We start from the raw sequence: 20,998 nt of genomic DNA, 5'->3' as shown, positions 1-20,998 counted from the left end.
TCGGTTCCGCCGCGTCCGAAAAAAATTTCCCGAGGACGTTCGACGCCGAACTCGTCTCGAACCTTATCGTTCCTTCATGCGTACGCACACCGTGGACCACCCACTCGCCGCCACCCTGCTGACGACGATGCGCGACGCGCGCACGCCGAACGCGGTCTTCCGCAACGCGTTGCGCGATCTCACCGGCATCCTCGTCTACGAGGCGCTGCGCGAGGCGCCCGTGACCAGGTACGAAATCGAAACTCCTGTGGCATTCGCCGAGGGCGTGCGGCTGGCCCAGCCGCCGCTGCTCGTCCCGGTGCTGCGCGCCGGGCTCGGCATGGTCGACGCCGCGGCCGAGCTGATCCCCAACGCCCAGGTCGGTTTCGTCGGCATCGCCCGCGACGAGACCACGCATCAGCCGATGCCGTACATGGAGTCGCTGCCCGCGGATCTCGCCGGAATCCCGGTGTACGTGCTGGATCCGATGGTGGCCACCGGCGGCTCCATGCGGCACACCCTCGAACTGCTCGCCGCCCGCGGCGCGACGGACATCACCGCGGTCTGCGTCGTCGCCGCGCCGGAAGGCCTTGCGGTGCTGGAGAAGTCGGGCCTGCTGGAACGACTGGTGACCGCGACCGTCGACACGGGCCTGAACGCCGACGCGTACATCGTCCCCGGCCTCGGCGACGCGGGCGACCGCCAGTTCGGTCCGCGCTGACGCGCTCGGCGCGGGCGGGCGGACAACTCCACGCCCGCGGCTACAGAGCGCGACAGAACTCGGCGAGTGTGGAGAGTCGTTGGGCGGCAGCGCTTCTCGCGGCGGGTAGCCCGGCGCGATCGGTGACCGGTTCGACGACCTCCAGGTAGCACTTGAGTTTCGGTTCCGTGCCGGACGGGCGGATCACCACGCGGGAGCCCGTGCCCTCGAAGACCAGCGCGTCGGTGCGCATCCGGCCGCGCGCCCGGAGCAGATCCGCGTATTTCATCGGCTCGCCCGCGATCTCGCCGGGTGGGTCGGCGCGCAGCCGCTCCACCACCGCCGCGGCGGCGTCGGCGTCGGCCAGCCGCAGCGCGACCTGATCGCCCGCGTGCAGGCCGAATTCGACGGCGAGATCGTCGAGTTCGTCGAGCAGCGTGCGCCGCTCGGCCTTCAGCCTGGCCACCAGGTCGGCGGTGAGGACGGCCGCGGAGATGCCGTCCTTGTCCCGAACGGCCGCCGGGTCGACGCAGTGACCGATGGCTTCCTCGTAGGCGTACGCCAGACCGTCACCGGCGCGGGCCAGCCATTTGAAACCGGTGAGCGTCTCGGCGTAGCGAGCGCCGCGGGCCTGCGCCAGCTTCGACAGCAGCCGCGACGACACGATCGTGGTGGCCACCAGCGCGTCCGGCGGCGCGGTGCGCAGCACGCAATCGCCGAGCAGCACACCGGTTTCGTCGCCGCGCAGCATGCGCCAGCCGTCCGGGCCCGGCACGCCGACCGCGCAGCGATCCGCGTCGGGATCGAGCGCGATGGCCACGTCGGCGCCCACCCGCTCGGCCAGCGCCAGCAGCCGATCGGCCGCTCCGGGCTCCTCCGGATTCGGGAAGGCGACGGTGGGGAAGTCGGGGTCGGGCGCGAATTGCTCGGCCACCACGTGCACGTCGGGGAAGCCCGCCGCGGCCAGCGCCCGCACGGCGACCTCGCCGCCGACCCCGTGCAGCGGAGTCAACGCGATCCGGACGTCGGCGCGCGCGCCAGGACCGCCGACGAGTTCGGGCAGCCGGGCCACCCGCGCGAGATAGCGATGCACGAGTTCGTCGTCGGACTCCGCGACCGGGACGCGCGGGATCGGCTCGCCGACCGCCTCGATGCAGCGCTCGATCTCGGTGTCCGCCGGGGCGATCAACTGCGAGCCGCCGTCGAGATACAGCTTGTAGCCGTTGTCCGCGGGCGGGTTGTGCGACGCGGTGATCTGCACGCCTGCCACCGCGCCCACCTCACGCACCGCGTACGCGACCACCGGCGTCGGTACCGCGCCGGGCAGCAGCGTGACCGGAAAGCCCGCCGCCGCAAAGATTTCCGCGACCGCGGCGGCGAAATCGGCGGACCCGTGCCTGGCGTCGCGGCCCACCACGACGCGCCCGCCTCCCAGGCACCGGCCGCGCAGCCAGTCGACCACGCCCTCCGTCGCCCTGCTCACGGTCGTCACGTTCATGCCGTCCGGGCCCTCGCGCAGCGGCCCGCGCAGACCCGCGGTCCCGAATCGCAGCATCTAGAGCCGCTCCAGGACGCCGCGCAGCAGCTTGCCGAGCCGGGGCGCGGCCGCGTTGCCCTCGGCGAGCACCTCGGCGTGCGACAGATGTTCGCCGGTCACGCCCGCGGCCAGGTTGGTCACCAGCGAGATGCCGAGGACCCTGGCGCCGAGCGCGCGGCAGGCGATCGCCTCCAGCACCGTCGACATGCCGACCAGGTCGGCGCCGAGGGTGCGCAGCATGCGGATCTCGGCGGGCGTCTCGTACTGAGGCCCGGTCAGGCCCGCGTACACGCCCTCGGCCAGGCTCGGGTCGACTTCCCTTGCCAGCGCACGCAATTCGGGATCCCACGCGTCGACGAGGTCGACGAAGGTCGCCCCGGCCAGCGGGGTGCGGCCGGTGAGATTGAGGTGGTCGCTGATCAGGACCGGCTCGCCGACCTGAAGGCCGGGCCGGATGCCGCCCGCCGCGTTGGTCAGCACCACGATCTCCGCGCCCGCCGCCACCGCCGCGGACACCGGGTGCACCACGTCGGCGGGCTGATAGCCCTCGTAGAGATGCTGGCGGCCCATCAGCAGCAACACCGGCGTCTCGTCGACGTGCACCGAATGCACCATGCCGACGTGGCCCTGCGCGGTCGGTTCGCCGAATCCGGGCAGTTCTGGCATCGGCACCGACGCCGACGGCGCGCCGACCTCGGCGGCCGCCTGCTGCCACCCCGATCCCAACACGACGGCCACCTGGTGGCGCTCGACTCCCGTACGTTCCGCGATCGCCTCGGCGGCCTGTTCGGCAAGCATGCCGTCACCCTATCGAGCTTTGCCGCGCCACGCCCACGTCGGCGTGCTACCCGCGAGTAGGGGAAGTGTCCAGGGCGGATACGCTGCACGCATGCCGTATCTGGATCGTCAGGGTGATGTGTTCGTGCTGTACCTCGGGAACGAGGGACAGACCGACAGCGAGAACCGCTTCCATCCGGACTGGATCGATGAGGTGCACCGGCTGTTCGACGAGGTCGAGGCGTCCGAGGGGCCTGCGGCGCTGGTCACCACGGCCACCGGCAAGTTCTTCAGCAACGGTCTCGACACCGACTGGCTGTTCGGCAACCTCGGCGAGATCCACGGCTACCTGGACAAGGTGCATTCGCTCTACACCCGGCTGCTGACCTTCCCGATGCCGACGGTCGCCGCGATCAACGGGCACGCGTTCGGCGCGGGCGCGATGCTGGCCACCTCGCACGACTTCCGCGTCATGCGGGCCGATCGCGGCTTCTGGAGCCTGCCCGAGGTGCACCTCGGCATGCCGTTCACCGTCGGCATGAACGCCCTGCTCACCAATCGCCTGAGCAACCAGGTCTGCGTGCAGGCCATGACCACCGGCCACCGCTACCCGGCCGACCAGGCCGTCGCGGCGGCCATCGTGGACCAGGCCGCCGAAGCCGACGCGTTGCTGGACACCGCCGTCGGATACGCCGCGGCACTCGCGGGCAACCGCAAGCCGAACCTGCCGGTCATCAAGCGGGCGCTGCACGCCGAAGCGCTGGCCGGACTCGCCGTGCCGACCACCAAGGAGAACCTGGCGTTCGCCGCCGGATAACCCCTGGTCCGGCTCCGATGTGACCGGACGCACGGGCACCGGCGCGCTCGAATCGCGACACAGTGCCAGACTGTGTCCCATGCCACCACCGAGCAGCACCGACGACGCCGCGGCGGCGTCCGATGCCGCCGTGGCGGCCGCGGCCGCGCGACTGGTCGATCTCTCGCACGCCATCCACGCCGAGCCGGAGCTGGCCTTCGAGGAGACGCGCAGCGTCGCCAAGGTCCTCGCGCCGCTCGCCGAGCGCGGTTTCGAGATCAGGACCGGCGTCGCGGACCTCCCGACGGCGTTTCGCGCCGCCTACGGGAGCGGTCCGCTGACGATCGGCATCTGCGCCGAATACGACGCCCTGCCCGAGATCGGGCACGCCTGTGGGCACAACATCATCGCCGCGTCGGCCGTCGGCGCGGCTCTCGGTCTCGCCGAGGTGGCGGACGAACTCGGCATCACCGTGGTGGTGCTCGGGACGCCCGCCGAGGAGAGCGGCGGCGGCAAGGTGCTCATGCTGGAGCGCGGCGTCTTCGACGACGTCGCGATGGCCATGATGGTGCACCCCGGTCCGTACGACATCGCGGGCGCGCACTCGCTGGCCCTCGCCGACATCGGCGTGGTCTTCCACGGGCACGAGGCGCACGCCAGCGCGGCTCCCGAGCGCGGCCGCAACGCGGGGGACGCGGTCACCGTCGCGCAGGTAGCTCTTGGTTTGCTGAGGCAGCATCTCCACCCTGGTCAGCAACTTCACGGTATAGTCAGCGACGGTGGCGTAGCCCCCAACATCGTGCCCGGACGTGCGGAACTGCTGTACTACCTACGCGCAGTCGACTCCGCATCCCTCGACGATCTGATGCGACGAGCGTCGGCTTGTTTCGAGGCGGGCGCCCTAGCGACCGGCTGCACCCACGAAATCCGGACGCTCGCACCTACATATACCGAGCTGACACCCGATCCGGCATTACTGTGTGCCTATCGCGAGCAGATCGCCGACCTGGGACGGGTGCCGATCGCACCGGAGCTCGAGGCGCAGCGACCGCTCGGCAGCACCGATATGGGCAATGTCACCAACGTCATCCCGGGCATTCATCCGGTCATCGGCATAGATGCCGGTGGGGCGGTGACACATCAGCCGGGCTTCGCCGCGGCCAGTGTCAACGCCTCTGCGGATCGCGCCGTCACCGATGGCGCGGTCGCGCTCGCGCGTACCGCAATCGCCGTCGCCCGCGATGAAGAACACAGAGACAGGTTGTTGCAACGACTCGTTCAACGACAGGAGGACATTCGGTGAGCACTACAGGCCGACCGGCGGCGCGAGCGACGGGCCAGGAGGCGGCGCGCGCTACCACGGAGGGCCCCGCGAGTGCCGCATTGTCGAACACCTCGGCGCGAGCCACCGGGCCCAAGGGCGCGGCGTGCCTGAACCAGGAGTCGCCGGCAGGCGTCGCGACGAACACCGTCGTGACCGGCCGGGATGCGGTCGAATCGTGGCTGGCCGAGCACGCAGTCGACCTCGTGCAATGGCGCAGGCACATCCACGCCAACCCGGAGTTGTCCCGCACCGAGTTCGGCACCACCGAGTTCGTCGCGGCCTGGCTGACCAAGGCAGGTCTGTCGCCGCAGAAGATGCCCGGCGGCACCGGCCTGATCTGTGACATCGGCCCCGAGAGCCCGCGCATCGGCCTGCGCGCCGACATGGACGCGCTCCCGCTGCAGGAGTTCACCGGCCTCCCCTTCGCCTCGACCGTGCCCGGCGTCTCGCACGCCTGCGGCCACGACGCGCACACCACGATCCTGCTCGGCACCGCGCTGGCGCTCGCGGAGGTGCCCGACCTGCCGGTCGGCGTGCGGCTGGTCTTCCAGCCCGCCGAGGAAGTGATGCCGGGCGGCGCGATCGACCTGGTCGCCGCGGGTGTGATGGAGGGTGTGGACCGGATCTTCGCGCTGCACTGCGATCCGCGCCTGGAGGTCGGCCGCGTCGGTATTCGCGTCGGCGCGATCACCTCGGCGGCCGACACCATCGAGCTGGTGCTGGACTCGCCGGGCGGCCACACCTCGCGGCCGCACCTGACCAGCGACCTCGTCTACGCCATCGGCACCGTGATCACCGGCCTGCCCGGCCTGCTCAGCCGCCGCATCGACCCGCGGACCAGCACCGTGATGGTGTGGGGCGCGGTGTCGGCGGGCAAGGCGCCGAACGCCATACCCCAGACGGGCATGCTCACCGGCACCGTCCGCACCGGCGACCACGCGACGTGGTCGCTGCTCGAGCCGATGGTGCACGAGATCGTCGACGGGCTGCTCGCGCCGACCGGGGTGCGATACCAGCTCAACTACCGCCGCGGCGTGCCGCCCGTGGTCAACGACGAGCACTCGACCAGGATCTTCGAGGACGCGATTCGCGCGCTCGGCCCCGACGCGCTGGCCGACACCATCCAGTCCGGCGGCGGCGAGGACTTCTCCTGGTACCTGGAGGAGGTGCCGGGCGCGATGGCGCGTCTCGGCGTCTGGTCCGGCCACGGCGAGCAGCTCGACCTGCACCAGCCGACCTTCGACCTCGACGAGCGCGCGCTCGCGGTGGGCGTGCGGGTGTTGTCGAACATCGTGCTCCAGCAGCAGCCGAGCTGAGTTTCACACAGCGCCGAGTAACCCGAAACGAAAGAACCCCGCCGCCCGGGTGAGCGCCCGGCGGCGGGGGTTCGTCGTCTCAGGTCGAGTAGTTGCCCGGTCCCACGTTGCGGCTGTTCCTGGTGCGTAGCGCGTGTACGTATTCCTCCGGCGCGCCTGCCTTTTCGGCCGCGTCCGCCATCACGCCGAGGTAGCGCGCCGAGGGCAGGCCGCCCTCGTAGGCGTCGAGTACGTACAGCCAGGCCAGTCGCGGCTCGGTCCCGCTGCCCGGACTCGGCGTGACGCGCAGCCGGATCTTCTTGTGGATGCCGAAGTCCGAGCCCTCCCAGCGGTCGAGGAGTTGTTCGTCCTCCGGCGAGACGTCGTAGAGCACGACGAACACCCGCGAGCCCGGTTCCTCGACGACCGTCGCCAGCGGCCCTTCCCACCCGATGTCGTCGCCGGCGAAGGTCAGTCGCCAGCCCTCCAGCCACCCGGTTCCGGACATGGGGGAGTGCGGACAGCGCTCGAGCATTTGGGTCGAGTCCATGTTGGACCCGTAGGCGGCGTAGATCGGCACCTGCAAAGGGTAGCCAATGATGTCGCCGGATCGCCGCTATCCCGCCCACATGGCGCCGTGTTCGCGGCGCAACGGCCAGGTGTGGCGCGACCGACAAGGGCCCGACCACTAACGTTAGCCAGGTACCGGAGATCCCGGTCCACAGCTCGAGCGGAGGTATCCATGACCCGCATTGCGATCATCGGTGGCGGACCGGCCGGCTATGAGGCGGCCCTCGTCGCGGCCCAGCACGGCGCGGACGTGACACTGATCGACCGCGACGGTATCGGTGGCGCGTGTGTGTTGTGGGACTGTGTCCCCTCCAAGACCTTCATCGCCTCGACCGGGGTGCGCACCGATCTGCGCCGGGCCAGGGACCTCGGAATCACGCTCGACCCGAGCCAGGCGGGCGTCCAGCTGCCCGAGGTGAACGCGCGCGTCAAGGCGCTGGCGCTGGCCCAGTCCTCCGACATCAGGTCCAAGTTGCAGTCCGCGGGCGTGACCGTGCTCTCCGGCTGCGCGCGGGTGGCCGAAAACGGGGGAGGGCGGGCGCCGCACCGAGTGCTGGTGAAGCTCGAGGCGGGCCGCGAGCGCGAACGGACGATCGAGGCCGAGGTGGTGCTGATCGCCACCGGAGCGAGCCCGCGCGTGCTGCCCGGCGCCGAACCCGACGGCGAGCGCATCCTGAACTGGCGTCAGCTCTACGACCTGCGCGAGCTGCCGGAGACGCTGGTGGTGGTCGGTTCCGGTGTGACCGGCGCCGAATTCGTCTCCGCCTACACGGAATTGGGCGTCCGGGTGAAGCTGGTGTCCAGCCGCGACCGGGTGCTGCCGCACGAGGATGCCGATGCCGCCCTCGTGCTCGAGGAGGCGCTGGCCGAGCGCGGCGTCGAGCTGGTGAAGCACGCCAGAGCCGACGCCGTCGAGCGCACCGCGGAAGGCATCGTGGTCAAGCTTTCCGACGGCCGCACCGTCGCGGGCACGCACGCGCTGATGACCGTCGGTTCCACACCGAACACCGAGGACCTCGGCCTGAAGGAGGCGGGTGTCGAGCTCGATCGCGGCGGCTACCTGCGGGTCGATCGTGTCTCGCGCACTTCGGTGTCCGGCATCTACGCCGCGGGTGACTGCACCGGCCTGCTCCCGCTGGCCTCGGTGGCCGCCATGCAGGGGCGCATCGCGATGTATCACGCGCTGGGCGAGGGCGTCAGCCCGATCCGGCTCAAGACCGTCGCCTCGGCCGTTTTCACCAGGCCGGAAATCGCCACGGTCGGCGTCAGCCAGAACGCGATCGACAACGGCGAGGTGCCCGCGCGCACCGTGATGCTGCCGCTGAACACCAATCCGCGGGCCAAGATGTCGGGACTGCGCCGCGGTTTCGTCAAGATCTTCTGCCGCCCGGCCACCGGTGTGGTGATCGGCGGCGTCGTGGTCGCGCCGATCGCCTCCGAGCTGATCCTGCCGATCGCCCTCGCGGTGCAGAACAACCTGACGGTCAACGATCTCGCCCAGACCTTCTCGGTCTACCCATCGCTGACCGGTTCGGTCACCGAGGCCGCTCGCCTGCTCATGCGCCACGACGACCTGGATTGACGCGCCGCGGGCCGGTTCTCGCGGCGCTGACGGCCGACGCGTCGAGTGACGTTGTCGGCTCGGGGATTTCACTGCGTTGCCTGCACGGCACAACTGTGGTTGACTGCCCGCAGAGATGCGATCGGCGGGCGGTCGCGTGGTTCTGGTGTGGGGGGAAGGTCCTTTCCGAAGCCGAACAGCGAACGGCCCTCGGGACGTTCGGCGATCGCGCGCGTCTCTCCAGGGACAACTGAGTGCGGTCGATTCGATCGCACCCGGGAAAGGGATTGGCGAAAAGTGAAACATCGTAAGCCGAGTCGGGCGCAGCGAGCGATGGCTAGCACATCGTTGCCACTGGCCACCGCGGCCGCTGTGGCTACATTGTTCGCGGCGCCGGCGGGGGCAGTTCCGAACGATCCGAGCACACCGACCACACCGGCTCCGGTCCAACCGGGCACCGAGACGCCGCAGGCCGAGAACACTCCGGAGACCACTCAGCCGCAGCCGGGCAAGCCGGAACAGGCGGACCCGAACAAGCCGGAGACGAAACCGACTCCGAGCCAGCCGGGTGTCACCACCCCCGATCCGGACCAGGTGATGCCGGATCCGAAGAAGGACCCGAAACTAGCCGCGCCGACCCAGCCGGGTGTCACCACCCCGCGTGTCGCGCCGTTGCCGGTGCCGGGGCAGGTCGAGCCCGTGCAGCCCGTCGTCGTTCCCGGCACCGAGTCGAACGACCCGAAGCCGGGACAGCCGGGCGGCACGCGGCCGGGCGGCGAGAACGGCGCCCAGCCGGGCGGCGACGCCGACGCGCGCGCCGCGCAGCCGGAACGGCCGCGCTCCGCCACGCCGTCCGAGTCGGAGACGCTGGTGCAGCAGCCGCGCTGGGAGGCCCCGCGCCTGCAGTCCGCGCCCGCCGCCCCGGTCGTCGAGATGAGCGGCCCGCACCAGGAATTCGGCGCCAACATCGACGGCGGCGCCGTGCTGCCCGGTTACGTGGCCAACACTCACCACTTCCGGAACGAGGCCGGTTACGTCGGCACCGTCGGCTACAACACCCCGACCGGTAAGGGCGAGGCCGGTGTGTCGGTCGAGTTCATCGACGTCAACACGATCAAGGTCACCAGCTACACCGGTGGCGAGGGTCTCGCGCCCAACACCAACTCCTTCGTGCTCGACACCACCCAGGTGAACCTGGCCAAGGCGTCGGTCGAGCAGTGGATCGCCGCTCAGCCGGGTGGCGCCGCCGCGCTGGAAGCCGCCGCGCAGGTTAAACTTCCGCCGATTGTTCCGCCGGGCGACTTGGCTCCGCAGACGGTCGACGTGGCTGGCGTGACCACGCAGTGGGGTGGCTCGTTCCAGTACTGACACGAGCTGTTCAGCGGGTGGGGCGGTCGTTCGCGACCGCCCCACCCGTGTGTTCTGTGGAAAGGATTGGGTGTGGGCTCCGAGGGTGACGCGAAGGACAACGAAGCCGACCAGCCCGGGTCGCAATTCGGTCCGCCGCTGAGCGATTTCGGCCCGCCGGTCGGAGATTTCGGTCCGCCGGTCGGAGATTTCGGTCCGCCGGTCGGCGGCGGCGGTTTCGGTCCGCCGGTGAGCGAGTTCGGCGGTCCGCAGCTGGGCGAGGTCGGTCCGCAGTGGCCGGAGCCCGCGGGCGATCATCCGGATGTGGGTTGGCGACCCGCCGCCGAGGCGCCGTCGGTCCCGCCGCCGCCGCCGCAGTATCGCGCGCCCGACACCACGGTCTTCCCGGACAACCCCCCCGTGCCGCAGGCTCGTCCCGCATCGCAGTCTCGCCCCGCGCCCGACTTCGAACGGGACGTGTCCTCCGATGCGACCGTCCGGCACACCGTCGCGCCGGCGGGCGGGGCGCCCGAACGATGGTGGAACAGCGCGAGCGAATCCGGCGAGGTGCCCAAGCCGCCGCAGGAGCCGCGCAAGTCCGACTCCGGGCTGTCCTGGGCCGACGATCCGATCGCCAAGCGGCTCGCGCCCAGCGCGCCCGTCGCGTCCTCCCCCAGCTCCGGCGGCGGCAACACCCGCTGGATCGTGCTGGGTGTCGCGGCCGCGCTCGCCGTGCTGATCGGTCTCGTCGTGACCATCGTCGCGGTCAACGGGGGCGGTGACGAAGGCACGACCGCCACGCCGCCGCCCGCGACGAGCGCCGCGGGCGGCTGCCCGCCCGCGCGCGACGGCAACATGACCCGTGGCAACGGCGCGGGCAGCACCGACACCGGTCCGGACGCCATCCTCGGCTTCCAGTACGCCTTCTACGTCGAGCGCAGCGGTGAACGGGTGCGCAAGTTCGTCGCGCCGGACGCGGCGAACATCTCGACCGGCGAGGTCATCCAGAAGGCCATCGATGAGCAGATCCCGAAGGGGACGACGCACTGCCTGTGGATGTTCGAGGTCGCGCCGGGCACCTACGAGGTGGACCTGCGCGAGCATCGACCGGACGGCTCGACGATCGTCTACAAGCAGACCGTGATCACGGTGGAGAAGGACGGCAAGACCTTGGTCTCGTCCATCAAGGAGCGCCCGTAAAAGTCTCATTATTTGAGACAACAATTTCACATTCTGGTAGCGATGTGCGACAGTGGGGTATCGCGTACCGTGGCGTTCCCCTGGGAGGTTTCCATGTCGCCGACTGTTCTACCGCTGGCAGGCAAGCTCGGCGGACTGAAGAGCTCGGCGATTCGTGACCTGCTCAAACTGACCGCGCGGGCCGAGGTGGTCAGCCTCGCGGGCGGACTACCGGACGCGGAGCTGATGCCGCGCGAGCGCATCGCGACGGCCGCCGAGGCGGCGCTGCGCGGCCCCGGCTGTCTCCAGTACACCGAATCGCCCGGGTGGGCTCCGCTGCGCGACGTGCTCGCCGAGCGCGAGTCCGGCCGCCTCGGGCGCCGGGTGCCGCTCGCCGAGGTGTTCGTGACGCACGGTTCGCAGCAGGCGCTGTCGCTGCTGGCCGAGGTGCTGCTCGATCCAGGCGCGCTGGTGGTCGTCGAGGACCCGGCGTATGTGGGAGCGCTCCAGGTCTTCCGCGCCGCCGGTGCGCGCATCGTCGCGGTCCCGCTGGACGGCGAGGGTATGCGCGTCGACGTGCTGCGCGAGTTGCTCGCGCGCGGCGAACGGCCCGCGGTGGTGCACACGGTGAGCAACTTCCACAACCCGGGCGGGGTGACCATGAGCCCCGCTCGCCGCCGCGAACTCGCCGAACTCGCCGAGGCGCAAGGCTTCTGGGTGATCGAGGACGACCCGTACGGCGAACTCTGGTTCGACCAGCCCGCCCCGGAACCGGTGGCGACCTACTCGCCCAACGTGATTCGGCTCTCCAGCGCGTCCAAGATCCTGTCGCCGAGCCTGCGGGTCGGCTGGATGGTCGCCCCCGATGCGGTGTGCCGCGCGGTGGAACTGCTGAAACAGGGTGCGGATCTGTGTGGTTCGGCGCTCACCCAGCAGATCGCGGCGGAGCTCTTGGCGGACCGGGACTGGCTGACCTCCCACGTCGACCACGTCCGTGGCGCCTACGGCGAGCGGGCCAAGGCCCTGGTGCACGCCGTGCGCACCCGCTTCGGTGACCGCGTCGTCTGCACCGACGCCGCGGGCGGCATGTTCGTCTGGGCCGACTTCACCGACGGCACCGACACGGGGCTGCTGCTGCCGCGCGCCCTGGACGCCGGCGTCGCGTACGTGCCCGGCGCCGCGTTCGCCGTCGAGAACGGCTACCGCAACTCGATGCGCATGTGTTTCACCACGTCCGACGCGGCCGTGCTCGAGCAGGCGGTCGACCGGCTGGCCACGGCGCACGCCGGATAGCGCGTCAGTCGACCCAGTTGTAGGTGCGTTCGACGGCCTTGTTCCACGCAGCGATGTGCTGCTCGCGGTCCTCGGCGCTCATGTTCGGCTGCCAGGTGGTGTCGGCGGCCCAGTTGGCGCGGATGTCGTCGGTGCCGGACCAGTAGCCGACGGCAAGGCCCGCGGCGTAGGCCGCGCCGAGCGCGGTGGTCTCGGTGACGACCGGCCGGACCACGGGGACGTTCAGGATGTCGGACTGGAACTGCATGAGCAGGTCGTTGCCGGTCATGCCGCCGTCGACCTTCAGCATGGTCAGTTCCAGATCGAGCCGCTGGGATTCGGCGTCGGCGCGCATCGCGTCGACCACCTCCATGGTCTGGAACGCGGTGGATTCGAGAACCGCTCGCGCCAGGTGCGCCTTGTTGACGAAGCGGGTCAGCCCGGCGATCACGCCGCGGGCGTCGGGCCGCCAGCGCGGGGCGAACAGCCCGGAGAACGCGGGCACGATGTAGGCGCCGCCGTTGTCCTCGACGCTGCCCGCCAGTTGCTCGATCTCCTCGGCGGAGTCGATGATGCCGAGATTGTCTCGGAACCACTGCACCAGTGACCCGGTCACCGCGATGGAGCCTTCCAAGGCGTAGACCGCGGGCTGGTCACCGAGCCGGTAGCAGACCGTGGTGAGCAGCCCGTGCTTGCTGAACACCGGGGTGGTTCCGGTGTTGAGCAGCATGAAATTGCCTGTCCCGTAGGTGTTCTTGGCCTCGCCGGGGACGAGGCAGGCCTGGCCGAAGGTGGCGGCCTGCTGATCGCCGAGGATGCCCGCGACCGGCACGCCGCGCAGCGGTCCGGAGCCGATCTCGCCGTACACCTCCGAGGAACTGCGGATCTCCGGCAGCATCGCCTCGGGTACCCGGAATTCCGCGCAGATCTCCGAATCCCATTGCAGGGTGCGCAGATCCATGAGCATGGTGCGGGAGGCGTTGGTGACGTCGGTGATGTGTCGTCCGGTCAGGTTCCACAGCACCCAGCTGTCGATGGTGCCGAAGCAGAGCTCGCCCGCCTCGGCGCGCTCCTGCGCCCCCGGTTCGTGGTCGAGGATCCAGCGCAGCTTGGGGCCCGCGAAGTAGGTGGACAGCGGCAGTCCGGTGCGGTCCTGATAGCGGGTCGGGCCCGCCTCGCCGCCGAGTTCGGTGACGAGCCGATCGGTGCGCGTGTCCTGCCAGACGATGGCGTGGTGAATCGGCTTGCCGGTGGCGCGGTCCCAGACCACGGTGGTCTCGCGCTGATTGGTCACGCCGACGGCGGCGATGTCGCCTGCGTCGAGACCGTTGCGCTCCAGCACCTCGCCGATCACGAATTCGGTATTGCGCCATATCGTTTCGGCATCGTGCTCGACCCAGCCCGGCCGCGGGAAGAGCTGCTCGTGTTCGCGCTGGGCCACCCCGACGACGCGGCCATGCCGGTCGAAGACGATGCACCTGCTCGATGTCGTGCCCTGATCGATGGCGGCCACATAGCGACGCATTGCAGCAGGCTACTAAACGACCAGCGGGCTCGGTATCACATCGCGGCATGATCGCCGCGGGATTAGGCTGAGGTGGTTACCGACGAGTAGTTCCGCACGACACACGGAGCCGCGGCGGGCGGCGCTCGGCGCGGCGATTCGCATAGCCTGTACGAGAACAGCTCGATCGGTGCCCGTGAAGACCCAAACGTCCGACGCAGGCGCGTCGGCTGGAGGAGTCGAGCATGACCATGAAACCGGAATCGCAGTTCCTCGGCCCGGAGCAGCGCCATACGGCCTGGCAGCGATTGGGCAAGGAACACTTCGACGTGATCGTCATCGGTGGCGGTGTGGTCGGTGCGGGCATCGCGCTCGACGCGGCGACCCGCGGTCTCTCGGTCGCGCTGGTGGAGGCGCGGGATCTGGCCTCGGGCACCTCGAGCCGGTCGTCGAAGATGTTCCACGGCGGGCTGCGGTATCTGGAGCAGCTGGAGTTCGGGCTGGTGCGCGAGGCGCTGCGGGAGCGAGAGCTGGCGCTGGCCAGGCTGGCGCCGCACCTGGTGAAGCCGCTTCGCTTCCTCTATCCGCTGACCCGCCGGGTGTGGGAGCGGCCGTACGTCGCCTCGGGTCTGATGCTCTACGACACCATGGGCGGCGCGAAATCCGTTCCCGGACAGCATCATCTGACGCGGGCGGGCGCGCTGCGGCTGGCGCCCGGTCTGCGGCACGACTCTTTGATCGGCGGCGTCGGCTACTACGACACGGTCGTCGACGACGCCCGCCACACCATGATGGTGGCGCGCACGGCCGCGCACTACGGCGCGGTCATCCGCACCTCCACCCAGGTCGTCGGATTCCTGCGGGAGTCGGATCGGATCGTCGGCGTGCGGTTCCGCGACACCGAGGACGGGCGTTCCGGCGAGGCGCGGGGGCACGTCGTCATCAACGCGACCGGCGTGTGGACCGACGAGGTCCAGGCGCTCTCGCACAACCGCGGCCGGTTCCACGTGCGCGCCTCCAAGGGCGTGCACATCGTGGTGCCGCGCGACCGGATCGTCAGCGACACCGCGATCATCCTGCGCACGGCCACCTCGGTGCTCTTCGTCATCCCGTGGGGCGCGTTCTGGATCATCGGCACCACCGACACCGACTGGAATCTGGACCTGGCGCACCCGGCCGCCACCAAAGCCGACATCGACTACCTGCTCGACCGGGTGAATCAGGTGCTCGTCACCCCGCTGACGAGCGACGACATCACCGGCGTCTACGCGGGCCTGCGGCCGCTGCTGGCAGGTGAGAGCGATTCCACCTCCAAGCTCTCCAGGGAGCACGCCGTCGCCCGGATCGCGCCGGGTCTGGTCGCCATCGCGGGCGGCAAGTACACCACCTACCGGGTGATGGCCTACGACGCGATGGACGAAGCGGCACAGGACATTCCGGCGCGGGTCTCGCCGTCGATCACCGAGAAGGTGCCGCTGCTCGGCGCGGACGGCTATTTCGCGCTGGTCAATCAAACCGTGCAGCTGGCCGAGGCGTACGGCGTGCACCCGTACCGCGTCAAGCACCTGCTCGACCGCTACGGGTCGCTCATCGACGAGGTGATGGCGATGGCCGCGGGCAAGCCGGAGCTGTTGCAGCCGATCACCGAGGCGCCCTCGTATCTCCAGGTGGAGGCGGTGTACGCGGCGGCGGCCGAGGGCGCGCTGCACCTGGACGACATTCTGGCCCGGCGCACCAGGATCTCCATCGAGTACTCGCACCGCGGCGCGCACTGCGCCGAACAGGTGGCCCGGCTGGTGGCGCCGGTGCTCGGCTGGGACGAGGCCGAGATCGACCGCGAGATCAGGACCTATCAGGCCAGGGTCGATGCCGAGATCCACTCGCAGACCCAGCCGGACGACGCCGCGGCCGACGCACTGCGGGCCGCCGCGCCCGAGCCGCGCGCGCAGATCCTGGAGCCGGTGCCCACCGACGGCTGAACAGCCCGCTCAGGTTCGATCGAGCGCCGACTCGACGCCGACCGCCCAGTCCACCAGCGAGCGCAGGTAGCGCAGGACGAGCTCGTCCGGATGGGCGACCGGGTCGGTGAGATGCAGGCGGGCCAGTTCCTCGATGGCGGCCAGCATGATTCGTTCCGTCGCGCCGTTCGGATCGACGGTGACCCCGGCGTAGCGGGAGAGGTGCCGCGCGCCGATGGCTCGCGCGTAGGCGCGACCCGTCTCGAGCCGGTCGCGCAGTTCGGGCGGGCCGCCGTCGGGCGGGCTGAGCATGATCCGCCAGCTGGTCGGCGCGGCGTGCAAGTAGGCCAGTACTCCGCGGCCGACCTGGTCGACGTCGTCGGCGGTGCCGACCCAGTCCACGCTGCGCACGCCTGCCAGCGCGATCGCGGTCTCCCTGTCCAGCAGTGCGGACATGAGCCCGGGCAGATCGGTGAACTGCTGATAGACCAGCGCACGGGCGACGTCGGCGGTGCGGGCGACGCGCTCGATGCTCACGGCGCCGAATCCCTCGGCCGCGGCGATATCGCGGGCCACGTCCAGGAGTTGGGCGCGTCGATCGGCCGCGGACATGCGCCGCTTCGGCGCGCGGGAGGCTCGCTCCGTGGTCACGGCACAGACGGTAGCGCAAGCAGGAGATCCACCGCCTTGGCCGCACTCTGCACCGCGCTCTCCATGGTCGCCGACCAGTCGGTGGCGGTCCAGTCGCCCGCCAGCGCGAGGGTGGGAACCGAGGTGCGCTGCTCGGGTCGCAGCCCGTGGGTGCCGAGCACCTGTGAGAAGGTCGCCTTCGGCATGCGCACCACGTGGGCCCGCACGACGCGGGCCGAGGCCGCCGCAGGGTAGTAGCGGCGCAGCAGGTCGATTTGTTCGGCGACGATCTCGTCGTTGGTCTTGTGGATCTGCTCGTAGGCGCCGCTTGTGGTGAGGCAGTACAACCAGGCCTTGTCGGTGCTCCGCCCGGTCATCAGCTGACGATCGAAGACTTCGTCGATGACGCCGGTGCCGCCGATCAGCGCCTCGAACTCGGCCGTCGTGCCGAGCGGACGGTCCAGGTAGAGGTTGGTGCTCACGATCGGCGTGTAGCCGAGTTTGTCTGCCGCGGCGTAGATTTCGGCGTGCTCCGGCAGATCGTCGAGCAGGCCCGCGATCGAGGAGTTGGGCACCGCGCAGACCACCGCGTCGGCGGGCAGCACCGAGCCGTCGGCCAGCGCGACGCCGGTCACCTTGCCATCGGCGATGTGGATGCGCCGCGCCACGGCGCGATGCCTGACATCCACCCCGTGTCGCTGGAAAACCCGTTGTGCCCCAGCGACATACAGCGTGTCGAGGTCAGTCGTCGGGTAGCCGATGGTGACCGCGCGGCGGTGCCGGACGCCGAGCCGGATGCCGGTCGCCAGCACGTCGGCGAACACCTTCGCCGACTCTCGCTGCACCGGTTCGGCGGCGATGCCGAGCGCCAGCCAATCCCACAGCGCCTCACGGGCTGTCGCGGGCATGCCGACCCGCTGGAACCACTGTTCGGTGGTGAGATCGGCCAGATCCGTCGGCTGGCGCAGACATTGCCACCCGAGGCGCAGCGTGGCGCGGGCCGCGCGCAGCCGATCCTGGGGGCTCGCGTCGGGATGCGCGCCCAGGAAGGTGCGCAGCGCCCCGAATCCGTTGGTGGACATGCTCGCCGCGCGTCCGTCCGGCCAGCGCAGCGTGGCCCGGTGCGGGAAGGCGACGAATTCGCGGGTGCCGACGCTGGTGAGATAGCGGAACAAATGCTCGTAGCCGCTGGCGATCACGTGCTGGCCGTTGTCGGGCGGATCGTCGACGGCATCGACGCGCATGGCGTGGGTGCGCCCGCCGAGCCGTCCGCGGCGCTCCAGGAGCGTGACCCGTTTCCCTGCTTCGGCCAGCCAGACCGCGGACGCGAGCCCCGCCAGTCCTCCGCCGATGACCACATAGCGCCGCGGATCGTCCATGGCCGCACCCTTCCCGCTTAACTTACATATTGCAAGTTAAGCGGGAAGGGTTGAGCGGTCAAGGGTTTCAGGCGGATACGCGCTGGAACGCGTGCAGCTCGGCGGCGTTGTGCGCGGAGAAGATCCGCACCTGCGCGCCGTGGTCGCGGAGCAGATCGCGCAGGCGCTGCTGGTTCTCGCGCCGCGGCCCGCCGAGGGTCTCGACGCTGCGCTCGAACAGCGTGACGCCGAGCGGTTGGTGCGGATGGGCGAGATCCAATTGGCCGGGGTGGAAATACGCGTCGCCCGCGGCCAGCAGCCAGCCGTCACCGGTGTCGACGGCGACGCCCGCGTGACCTCGGGTGTGCCCGGCCAGTGGCACCAGCAGCAGGCTCGGCGGCAGTCCGGCCAGTTCGCGGACGGCCTCGAAGCCGAACCACTGCTCGCCGTGATCGGCGTAGGACTGCCACTTCGGTCCGTGCTCGAATTGTGCCGCGCGGTAACGGAATCGCTCCTGCGCGGTGTGTGCGCCGCGGAAGGCGCGCAGCTCTTCGTCATAGACGTGCACGGTGGCGTGCGGGAAGTCGGCGAGGCCGCCCGCGTGATCCAGGTCGAGGTGGGTGAGCACGATGTCGCGCACGTCCTCACGGCGGAAGCCGAGCGCCTCCACCTGTCGCACCGCGGTCCGCTCGAGGTCGAAGACCGGACGGGTGAGGTTGATGAAGCGGCGGCCGAGCCATTCGCGCGGGCGGAGCACGCTCTGCTCGCCCATCCCGGTCTCGATGAGGACGAGCCGATCATCGAGTTCGAGAAGCAAGCAGTGGCAGACCATTTCGGCCCGGCGCAGCAGGCCGGGCGCGCCGTCGAGCAGCTTCCCGCCGAAGGGGCGCATGGTGCCGCAGTCGAGGTGATGGATGCGCATCAGGAGAGCTCCTGTTCGATGGTGGTGCGGAGGTGGTCGGCGACGGTGCGCAACGGGGCGAGGTCGCGCTGGGTCTTGGTGAGCAGCAGTGCGCCCTCGAGCATGCTCAGCGCGACGACCGAAAGCGGCGCTGCGCGGTCCTCGTCGACGCCCTTGTCTCGCAGGAACTCGTCGATCGCCGCTCGCCACGAGTCGAATCCGGCGACGCAGGCCTGCCGGATCGGTTCACTCTCGGCGGCGGCGTCCAGCGCGACCGTCGCCAGCGGGCAGCCGCGCTGGTAATCGGAGTCGATCAGGTTCTGCTCCAAGGCGGCGAACACCGCGTCGGTATCGCCCTCGGCGAGCAGTGCGCGCAGGATGTCGCGCACTTGCGCGCTGGATTGGGTCAGCGCCTCCGCCGTGAGCTGCTCCTTCCCGCCGGGGAAGTGGAAGTACAGCGACCCCTTCGGGGCGCCGCCCGCGCTGACCAGCTGATTGAGGCCGGTGGCGTGATAGCCCTTGGTATGGAAGAGGTCGGCGGCGGCGTCGAGGAAGCGCTGCCGCGAGTCGGTTCGTGGGGACACGAGGTCACGGTACCTCGAACTATGACGACCGGTCTAGTTATGTTCAGCGTGAGTGCTGGGTGACGCTCGAGTGCGGAACTTCCGCGGTGCGCGCGGGCTGCGGTGCATGCAGCAGCAGATAGCTGAAGACGACCGTCGCCAGCAGCGCGACCAGCGCTGCGACGTACTGCGCGGCAATCGCTCGGAGCGAGCGCGTGCACCGCGCCGATCGGGTCGTCATCTGTCCTGCTCCTGTCGAATGAGTGGCGGTCGGCCGCAAGGGCTGTCGTCGGCGAGGGCCGAACTGTTAGCAACTGAGTGGCAACTAACACTCGGTGGACGCGCGTCCCTGCCGACCCGGCGCCGCGCCCTCCCTCAGATGACTGTCATGCGAACCGGAACGGGTTACGACGCGGGTGCGTCTGTCGCGTGAATTTCCGGTTCGGGATGCGGTGCGCTGCCGGGTTCGATGACAGAGAGCCGGTCGGCGGGAAGACTGTGCACCGAGGAGGCGATGGTGGTCGAGATCGGGCCGTATGGCGCGTTCGCTGTGAACAGTGTCGGGAGTATCGCCAGTGGCCGTCGTCGGCGATCGCGGCAGCGCAGGGCATCGGTCACGAGACTCACCGCCTCGACGGGCTGGCATCTGGTGTCGTCGGTCTGAGCGAGGAGGTGTTGGTGATTCGTAGGGACGATCTGCGTCGGTTTCTCACCGACTGGTCGCCGTACGAGCTGGCGTGGGTTGACGTGCCAGGTGCGCCGACGCCCGAACAAGTAGATGAGATCGCCCTGACTATGGGCACAATGAACCTCGACGAACCGGCCTTACCCGAGATGGTTGGTTCGCGGGTCTGGTTCTCTGGACACGACGACTGCTACGTCACTGTCGAGTCGACGAACTCGGTAGTGCCCCCAGCGATTCTCGGCCGCCTGATGGCCCTGCTGGTCGGCTCCGCGTTGGTCGACGAATCGCCGGTCGACGTACCGGATCCCGATGACGCGATAGCGGAAACCCTCATCGAGCAAAGCCCGTGCTGGGTCGGACGCCTCGGTACCGTGTCGGACGATTCGGTAACCGTCGACCTGTCCGCAGTGGCCGGACGGTGGCGACTCGGTCACCAGCTTCCAGAACGTGTTGATCGCACCGTGACTTACGATGTGAACCAACGGGTTTGGCATTCTTTCTCACGGTGACACTTGGCTATGCCAACCCCGGAAGCGGCGGTGCGAGTGTCTGCATCTGCCCCTCCGGGCTCGGAGGCTATCCGCGCGCTGCACCCTCCGGCCACACCACATGTACCGGCACGCCCTTCGCGCGTGCGAGGTCGACCACCGAACCGGTGCTGCCTGCCTGTCCTGTCTCGCCGTCCCACACCGCGACCAACCGATCGACCGAGCCGAGCACCGCCTCGTTCGCGGCTTCGTAAGCTTCCCGGCCCGCGTCGTCGTAGTCCATGACCAGCACCCTGGCCGCCCGCGCCGAGAGATCATCGAAAAGGGCGGCGTGCTCCGGCTTCACCTTCGCCTCGCGGTAGTTTCGTGACGGCAGCACCACTTCCAAGCGAGCACCGGCGTCGAGCACCGCGCGAGCGAACACCGAGTCGGCCCCGCGGGCAATGCAGCTGACACCGACCAACTCGCCGGGGTCGTGGTCGGCGATCAATGCCCGCACCGCCTCGTAGACCATCAACGCGGTGGTCTCGGTGATGTTCATATGCCCGGTGACGCCGACCCGCACCATGCTTTC

The 20,998-nt window shown here is 69.9% G+C and carries 20 protein-coding genes; 10 read left to right on the top strand and 10 right to left on the bottom strand.

Going from position 1 to position 20,998, the window contains the following annotated elements:
* The first annotated feature begins 76 nt into the window (after nucleotides 1-76).
* A complete protein-coding gene (gene upp / locus AC3EO7_RS30060) occupies nucleotides 77-700 on the top strand; it encodes a uracil phosphoribosyltransferase (RefSeq protein ID WP_431964378.1) in 624 nt (207 codons plus the stop codon).
* A 40-nt stretch (nucleotides 701-740) separates the two neighbouring features.
* On the opposite strand, the gene AC3EO7_RS30055 is transcribed toward upp, so the two are convergent.
* Together AC3EO7_RS30055 and AC3EO7_RS30050 are read right to left on the bottom strand one after the other, a co-directional pair.
* On the bottom strand, nucleotides 741-2,234 hold the full coding sequence (locus tag AC3EO7_RS30055; protein WP_435593056.1) for a phospho-sugar mutase: 1,494 nt from the start codon (nucleotides 2,232-2,234) through the stop codon (nucleotides 741-743).
* A complete protein-coding gene (locus tag AC3EO7_RS30050) occupies nucleotides 2,235-3,014 on the bottom strand; it encodes a purine-nucleoside phosphorylase (RefSeq protein ID WP_435593055.1) in 780 nt (259 codons plus the stop codon).
* Nucleotides 3,015-3,105: 91 nt separating this feature from the next.
* Between AC3EO7_RS30050 and AC3EO7_RS30045 the strand changes: the two genes are divergently transcribed.
* From AC3EO7_RS30045 to AC3EO7_RS30035, 3 genes are all read left to right on the top strand, one after another.
* Entirely contained in the window at nucleotides 3,106-3,810 is a 705-nt protein-coding gene (locus AC3EO7_RS30045) for an enoyl-CoA hydratase-related protein (protein ID WP_431964384.1), read from the top strand.
* Nucleotides 3,811-3,889: 79 nt separating this feature from the next.
* A complete protein-coding gene (locus AC3EO7_RS30040; RefSeq protein WP_431964386.1) occupies nucleotides 3,890-5,092 on the top strand; it encodes a M20 family metallopeptidase in 1,203 nt (400 codons plus the stop codon).
* Between the two features lie 170 nt (nucleotides 5,093-5,262).
* On the top strand, nucleotides 5,263-6,429 hold the full coding sequence (locus AC3EO7_RS30035) for a M20 family metallopeptidase (RefSeq protein WP_435593072.1): 1,167 nt from the start codon (nucleotides 5,263-5,265) through the stop codon (nucleotides 6,427-6,429).
* Between the two features lie 79 nt (nucleotides 6,430-6,508).
* On the opposite strand, the gene AC3EO7_RS30030 is transcribed toward AC3EO7_RS30035, so the two are convergent.
* Nucleotides 6,509-6,988: a gamma-glutamylcyclotransferase family protein gene (locus AC3EO7_RS30030; protein ID WP_431964388.1), complete on the bottom strand. Its 480-nt coding sequence runs from the start codon at nucleotides 6,986-6,988 to the stop codon at nucleotides 6,509-6,511.
* A gap of 162 nt (nucleotides 6,989-7,150) precedes the next feature.
* Between AC3EO7_RS30030 and AC3EO7_RS30025 the strand changes: the two genes are divergently transcribed.
* The 4 genes from AC3EO7_RS30025 to AC3EO7_RS30010 all read left to right on the top strand — a co-directional run bounded on the left by AC3EO7_RS30025 (nucleotide 7,151) and on the right by AC3EO7_RS30010 (nucleotide 12,358).
* Nucleotides 7,151-8,560, top strand: coding sequence for an NAD(P)H-quinone dehydrogenase (locus tag AC3EO7_RS30025; protein ID WP_431964390.1), 1,410 nt, complete (start codon nucleotides 7,151-7,153; stop codon nucleotides 8,558-8,560).
* Nucleotides 8,561-8,872: 312 nt separating this feature from the next.
* Nucleotides 8,873-9,907, top strand: a complete 1,035-nt coding sequence (locus AC3EO7_RS30020) for a hypothetical protein (protein WP_431964392.1) — start codon at nucleotides 8,873-8,875, stop codon at nucleotides 9,905-9,907.
* A 72-nt stretch (nucleotides 9,908-9,979) separates the two neighbouring features.
* Complete coding sequence (locus tag AC3EO7_RS30015; protein WP_435593054.1) at nucleotides 9,980-11,086, top strand: DUF8176 domain-containing protein; 1,107 nt, start codon at nucleotides 9,980-9,982, stop codon at nucleotides 11,084-11,086.
* A gap of 93 nt (nucleotides 11,087-11,179) precedes the next feature.
* Complete coding sequence (locus AC3EO7_RS30010; RefSeq protein WP_431964396.1) at nucleotides 11,180-12,358, top strand: aminotransferase-like domain-containing protein; 1,179 nt, start codon at nucleotides 11,180-11,182, stop codon at nucleotides 12,356-12,358.
* Between the two features lie 4 nt (nucleotides 12,359-12,362).
* Here AC3EO7_RS30010 and glpK read toward each other — a convergent pair whose 3' ends face one another.
* A complete protein-coding gene (gene glpK, locus AC3EO7_RS30005; RefSeq protein WP_435593053.1) occupies nucleotides 12,363-13,862 on the bottom strand; it encodes a glycerol kinase GlpK in 1,500 nt (499 codons plus the stop codon).
* A gap of 224 nt (nucleotides 13,863-14,086) precedes the next feature.
* On the opposite strand from glpK, the gene AC3EO7_RS30000 reads away from it, so the two are divergent.
* On the top strand, nucleotides 14,087-15,820 hold the full coding sequence (locus AC3EO7_RS30000; protein WP_431964400.1) for a glycerol-3-phosphate dehydrogenase/oxidase: 1,734 nt from the start codon (nucleotides 14,087-14,089) through the stop codon (nucleotides 15,818-15,820).
* Nucleotides 15,821-15,829: 9 nt separating this feature from the next.
* Here the strand turns inward: AC3EO7_RS30000 and AC3EO7_RS29995 are convergent, their stop codons facing one another.
* The 5 genes from AC3EO7_RS29995 to AC3EO7_RS29975 form a co-directional block, all read right to left on the bottom strand.
* A complete protein-coding gene (locus AC3EO7_RS29995) occupies nucleotides 15,830-16,411 on the bottom strand; it encodes a TetR/AcrR family transcriptional regulator (RefSeq protein WP_431964546.1) in 582 nt (193 codons plus the stop codon).
* A gap of 35 nt (nucleotides 16,412-16,446) precedes the next feature.
* Nucleotides 16,447-17,808: a hydroxysqualene dehydroxylase HpnE gene (gene hpnE, locus AC3EO7_RS29990; RefSeq protein ID WP_435593052.1), complete on the bottom strand. Its 1,362-nt coding sequence runs from the start codon at nucleotides 17,806-17,808 to the stop codon at nucleotides 16,447-16,449.
* 67 nt (nucleotides 17,809-17,875) lie between these two features.
* The gene (locus AC3EO7_RS29985; protein ID WP_431964404.1) at nucleotides 17,876-18,709 is read right to left on the bottom strand and encodes an MBL fold metallo-hydrolase; all 834 of its coding nucleotides are present in this window, start codon (nucleotides 18,707-18,709) and stop codon (nucleotides 17,876-17,878) included.
* Nucleotides 18,709-19,272, bottom strand: coding sequence for a TetR/AcrR family transcriptional regulator (locus AC3EO7_RS29980; RefSeq protein WP_431964406.1), 564 nt, complete (start codon nucleotides 19,270-19,272; stop codon nucleotides 18,709-18,711). The genes AC3EO7_RS29985 and AC3EO7_RS29980 overlap by 1 nt, the downstream gene beginning before the upstream one ends.
* Nucleotides 19,273-19,315: 43 nt before the next feature.
* Complete coding sequence (locus AC3EO7_RS29975; protein WP_431964407.1) at nucleotides 19,316-19,492, bottom strand: hypothetical protein; 177 nt, start codon at nucleotides 19,490-19,492, stop codon at nucleotides 19,316-19,318.
* Between the two features lie 437 nt (nucleotides 19,493-19,929).
* Between AC3EO7_RS29975 and AC3EO7_RS29970 the strand changes: the two genes are divergently transcribed.
* Nucleotides 19,930-20,445 carry a hypothetical protein gene (locus AC3EO7_RS29970; protein WP_435593051.1) on the top strand — a complete coding sequence of 172 codons (516 nt, stop codon included), beginning with the start codon at nucleotides 19,930-19,932 and terminating at the stop codon, nucleotides 20,443-20,445.
* A 67-nt stretch (nucleotides 20,446-20,512) separates the two neighbouring features.
* Here the strand turns inward: AC3EO7_RS29970 and AC3EO7_RS29965 are convergent, their stop codons facing one another.
* Nucleotides 20,513-20,992: a hypothetical protein gene (locus tag AC3EO7_RS29965; RefSeq protein WP_435593050.1), complete on the bottom strand. Its 480-nt coding sequence runs from the start codon at nucleotides 20,990-20,992 to the stop codon at nucleotides 20,513-20,515.
* Between the last annotated feature and the right edge of the window lie 6 nt (nucleotides 20,993-20,998).

The sequence above is a fragment of the Nocardia sp. bgisy118 genome (assembly GCF_057708605.1).
This window is presented reverse-complemented; position numbering and strand designations above follow the sequence as displayed.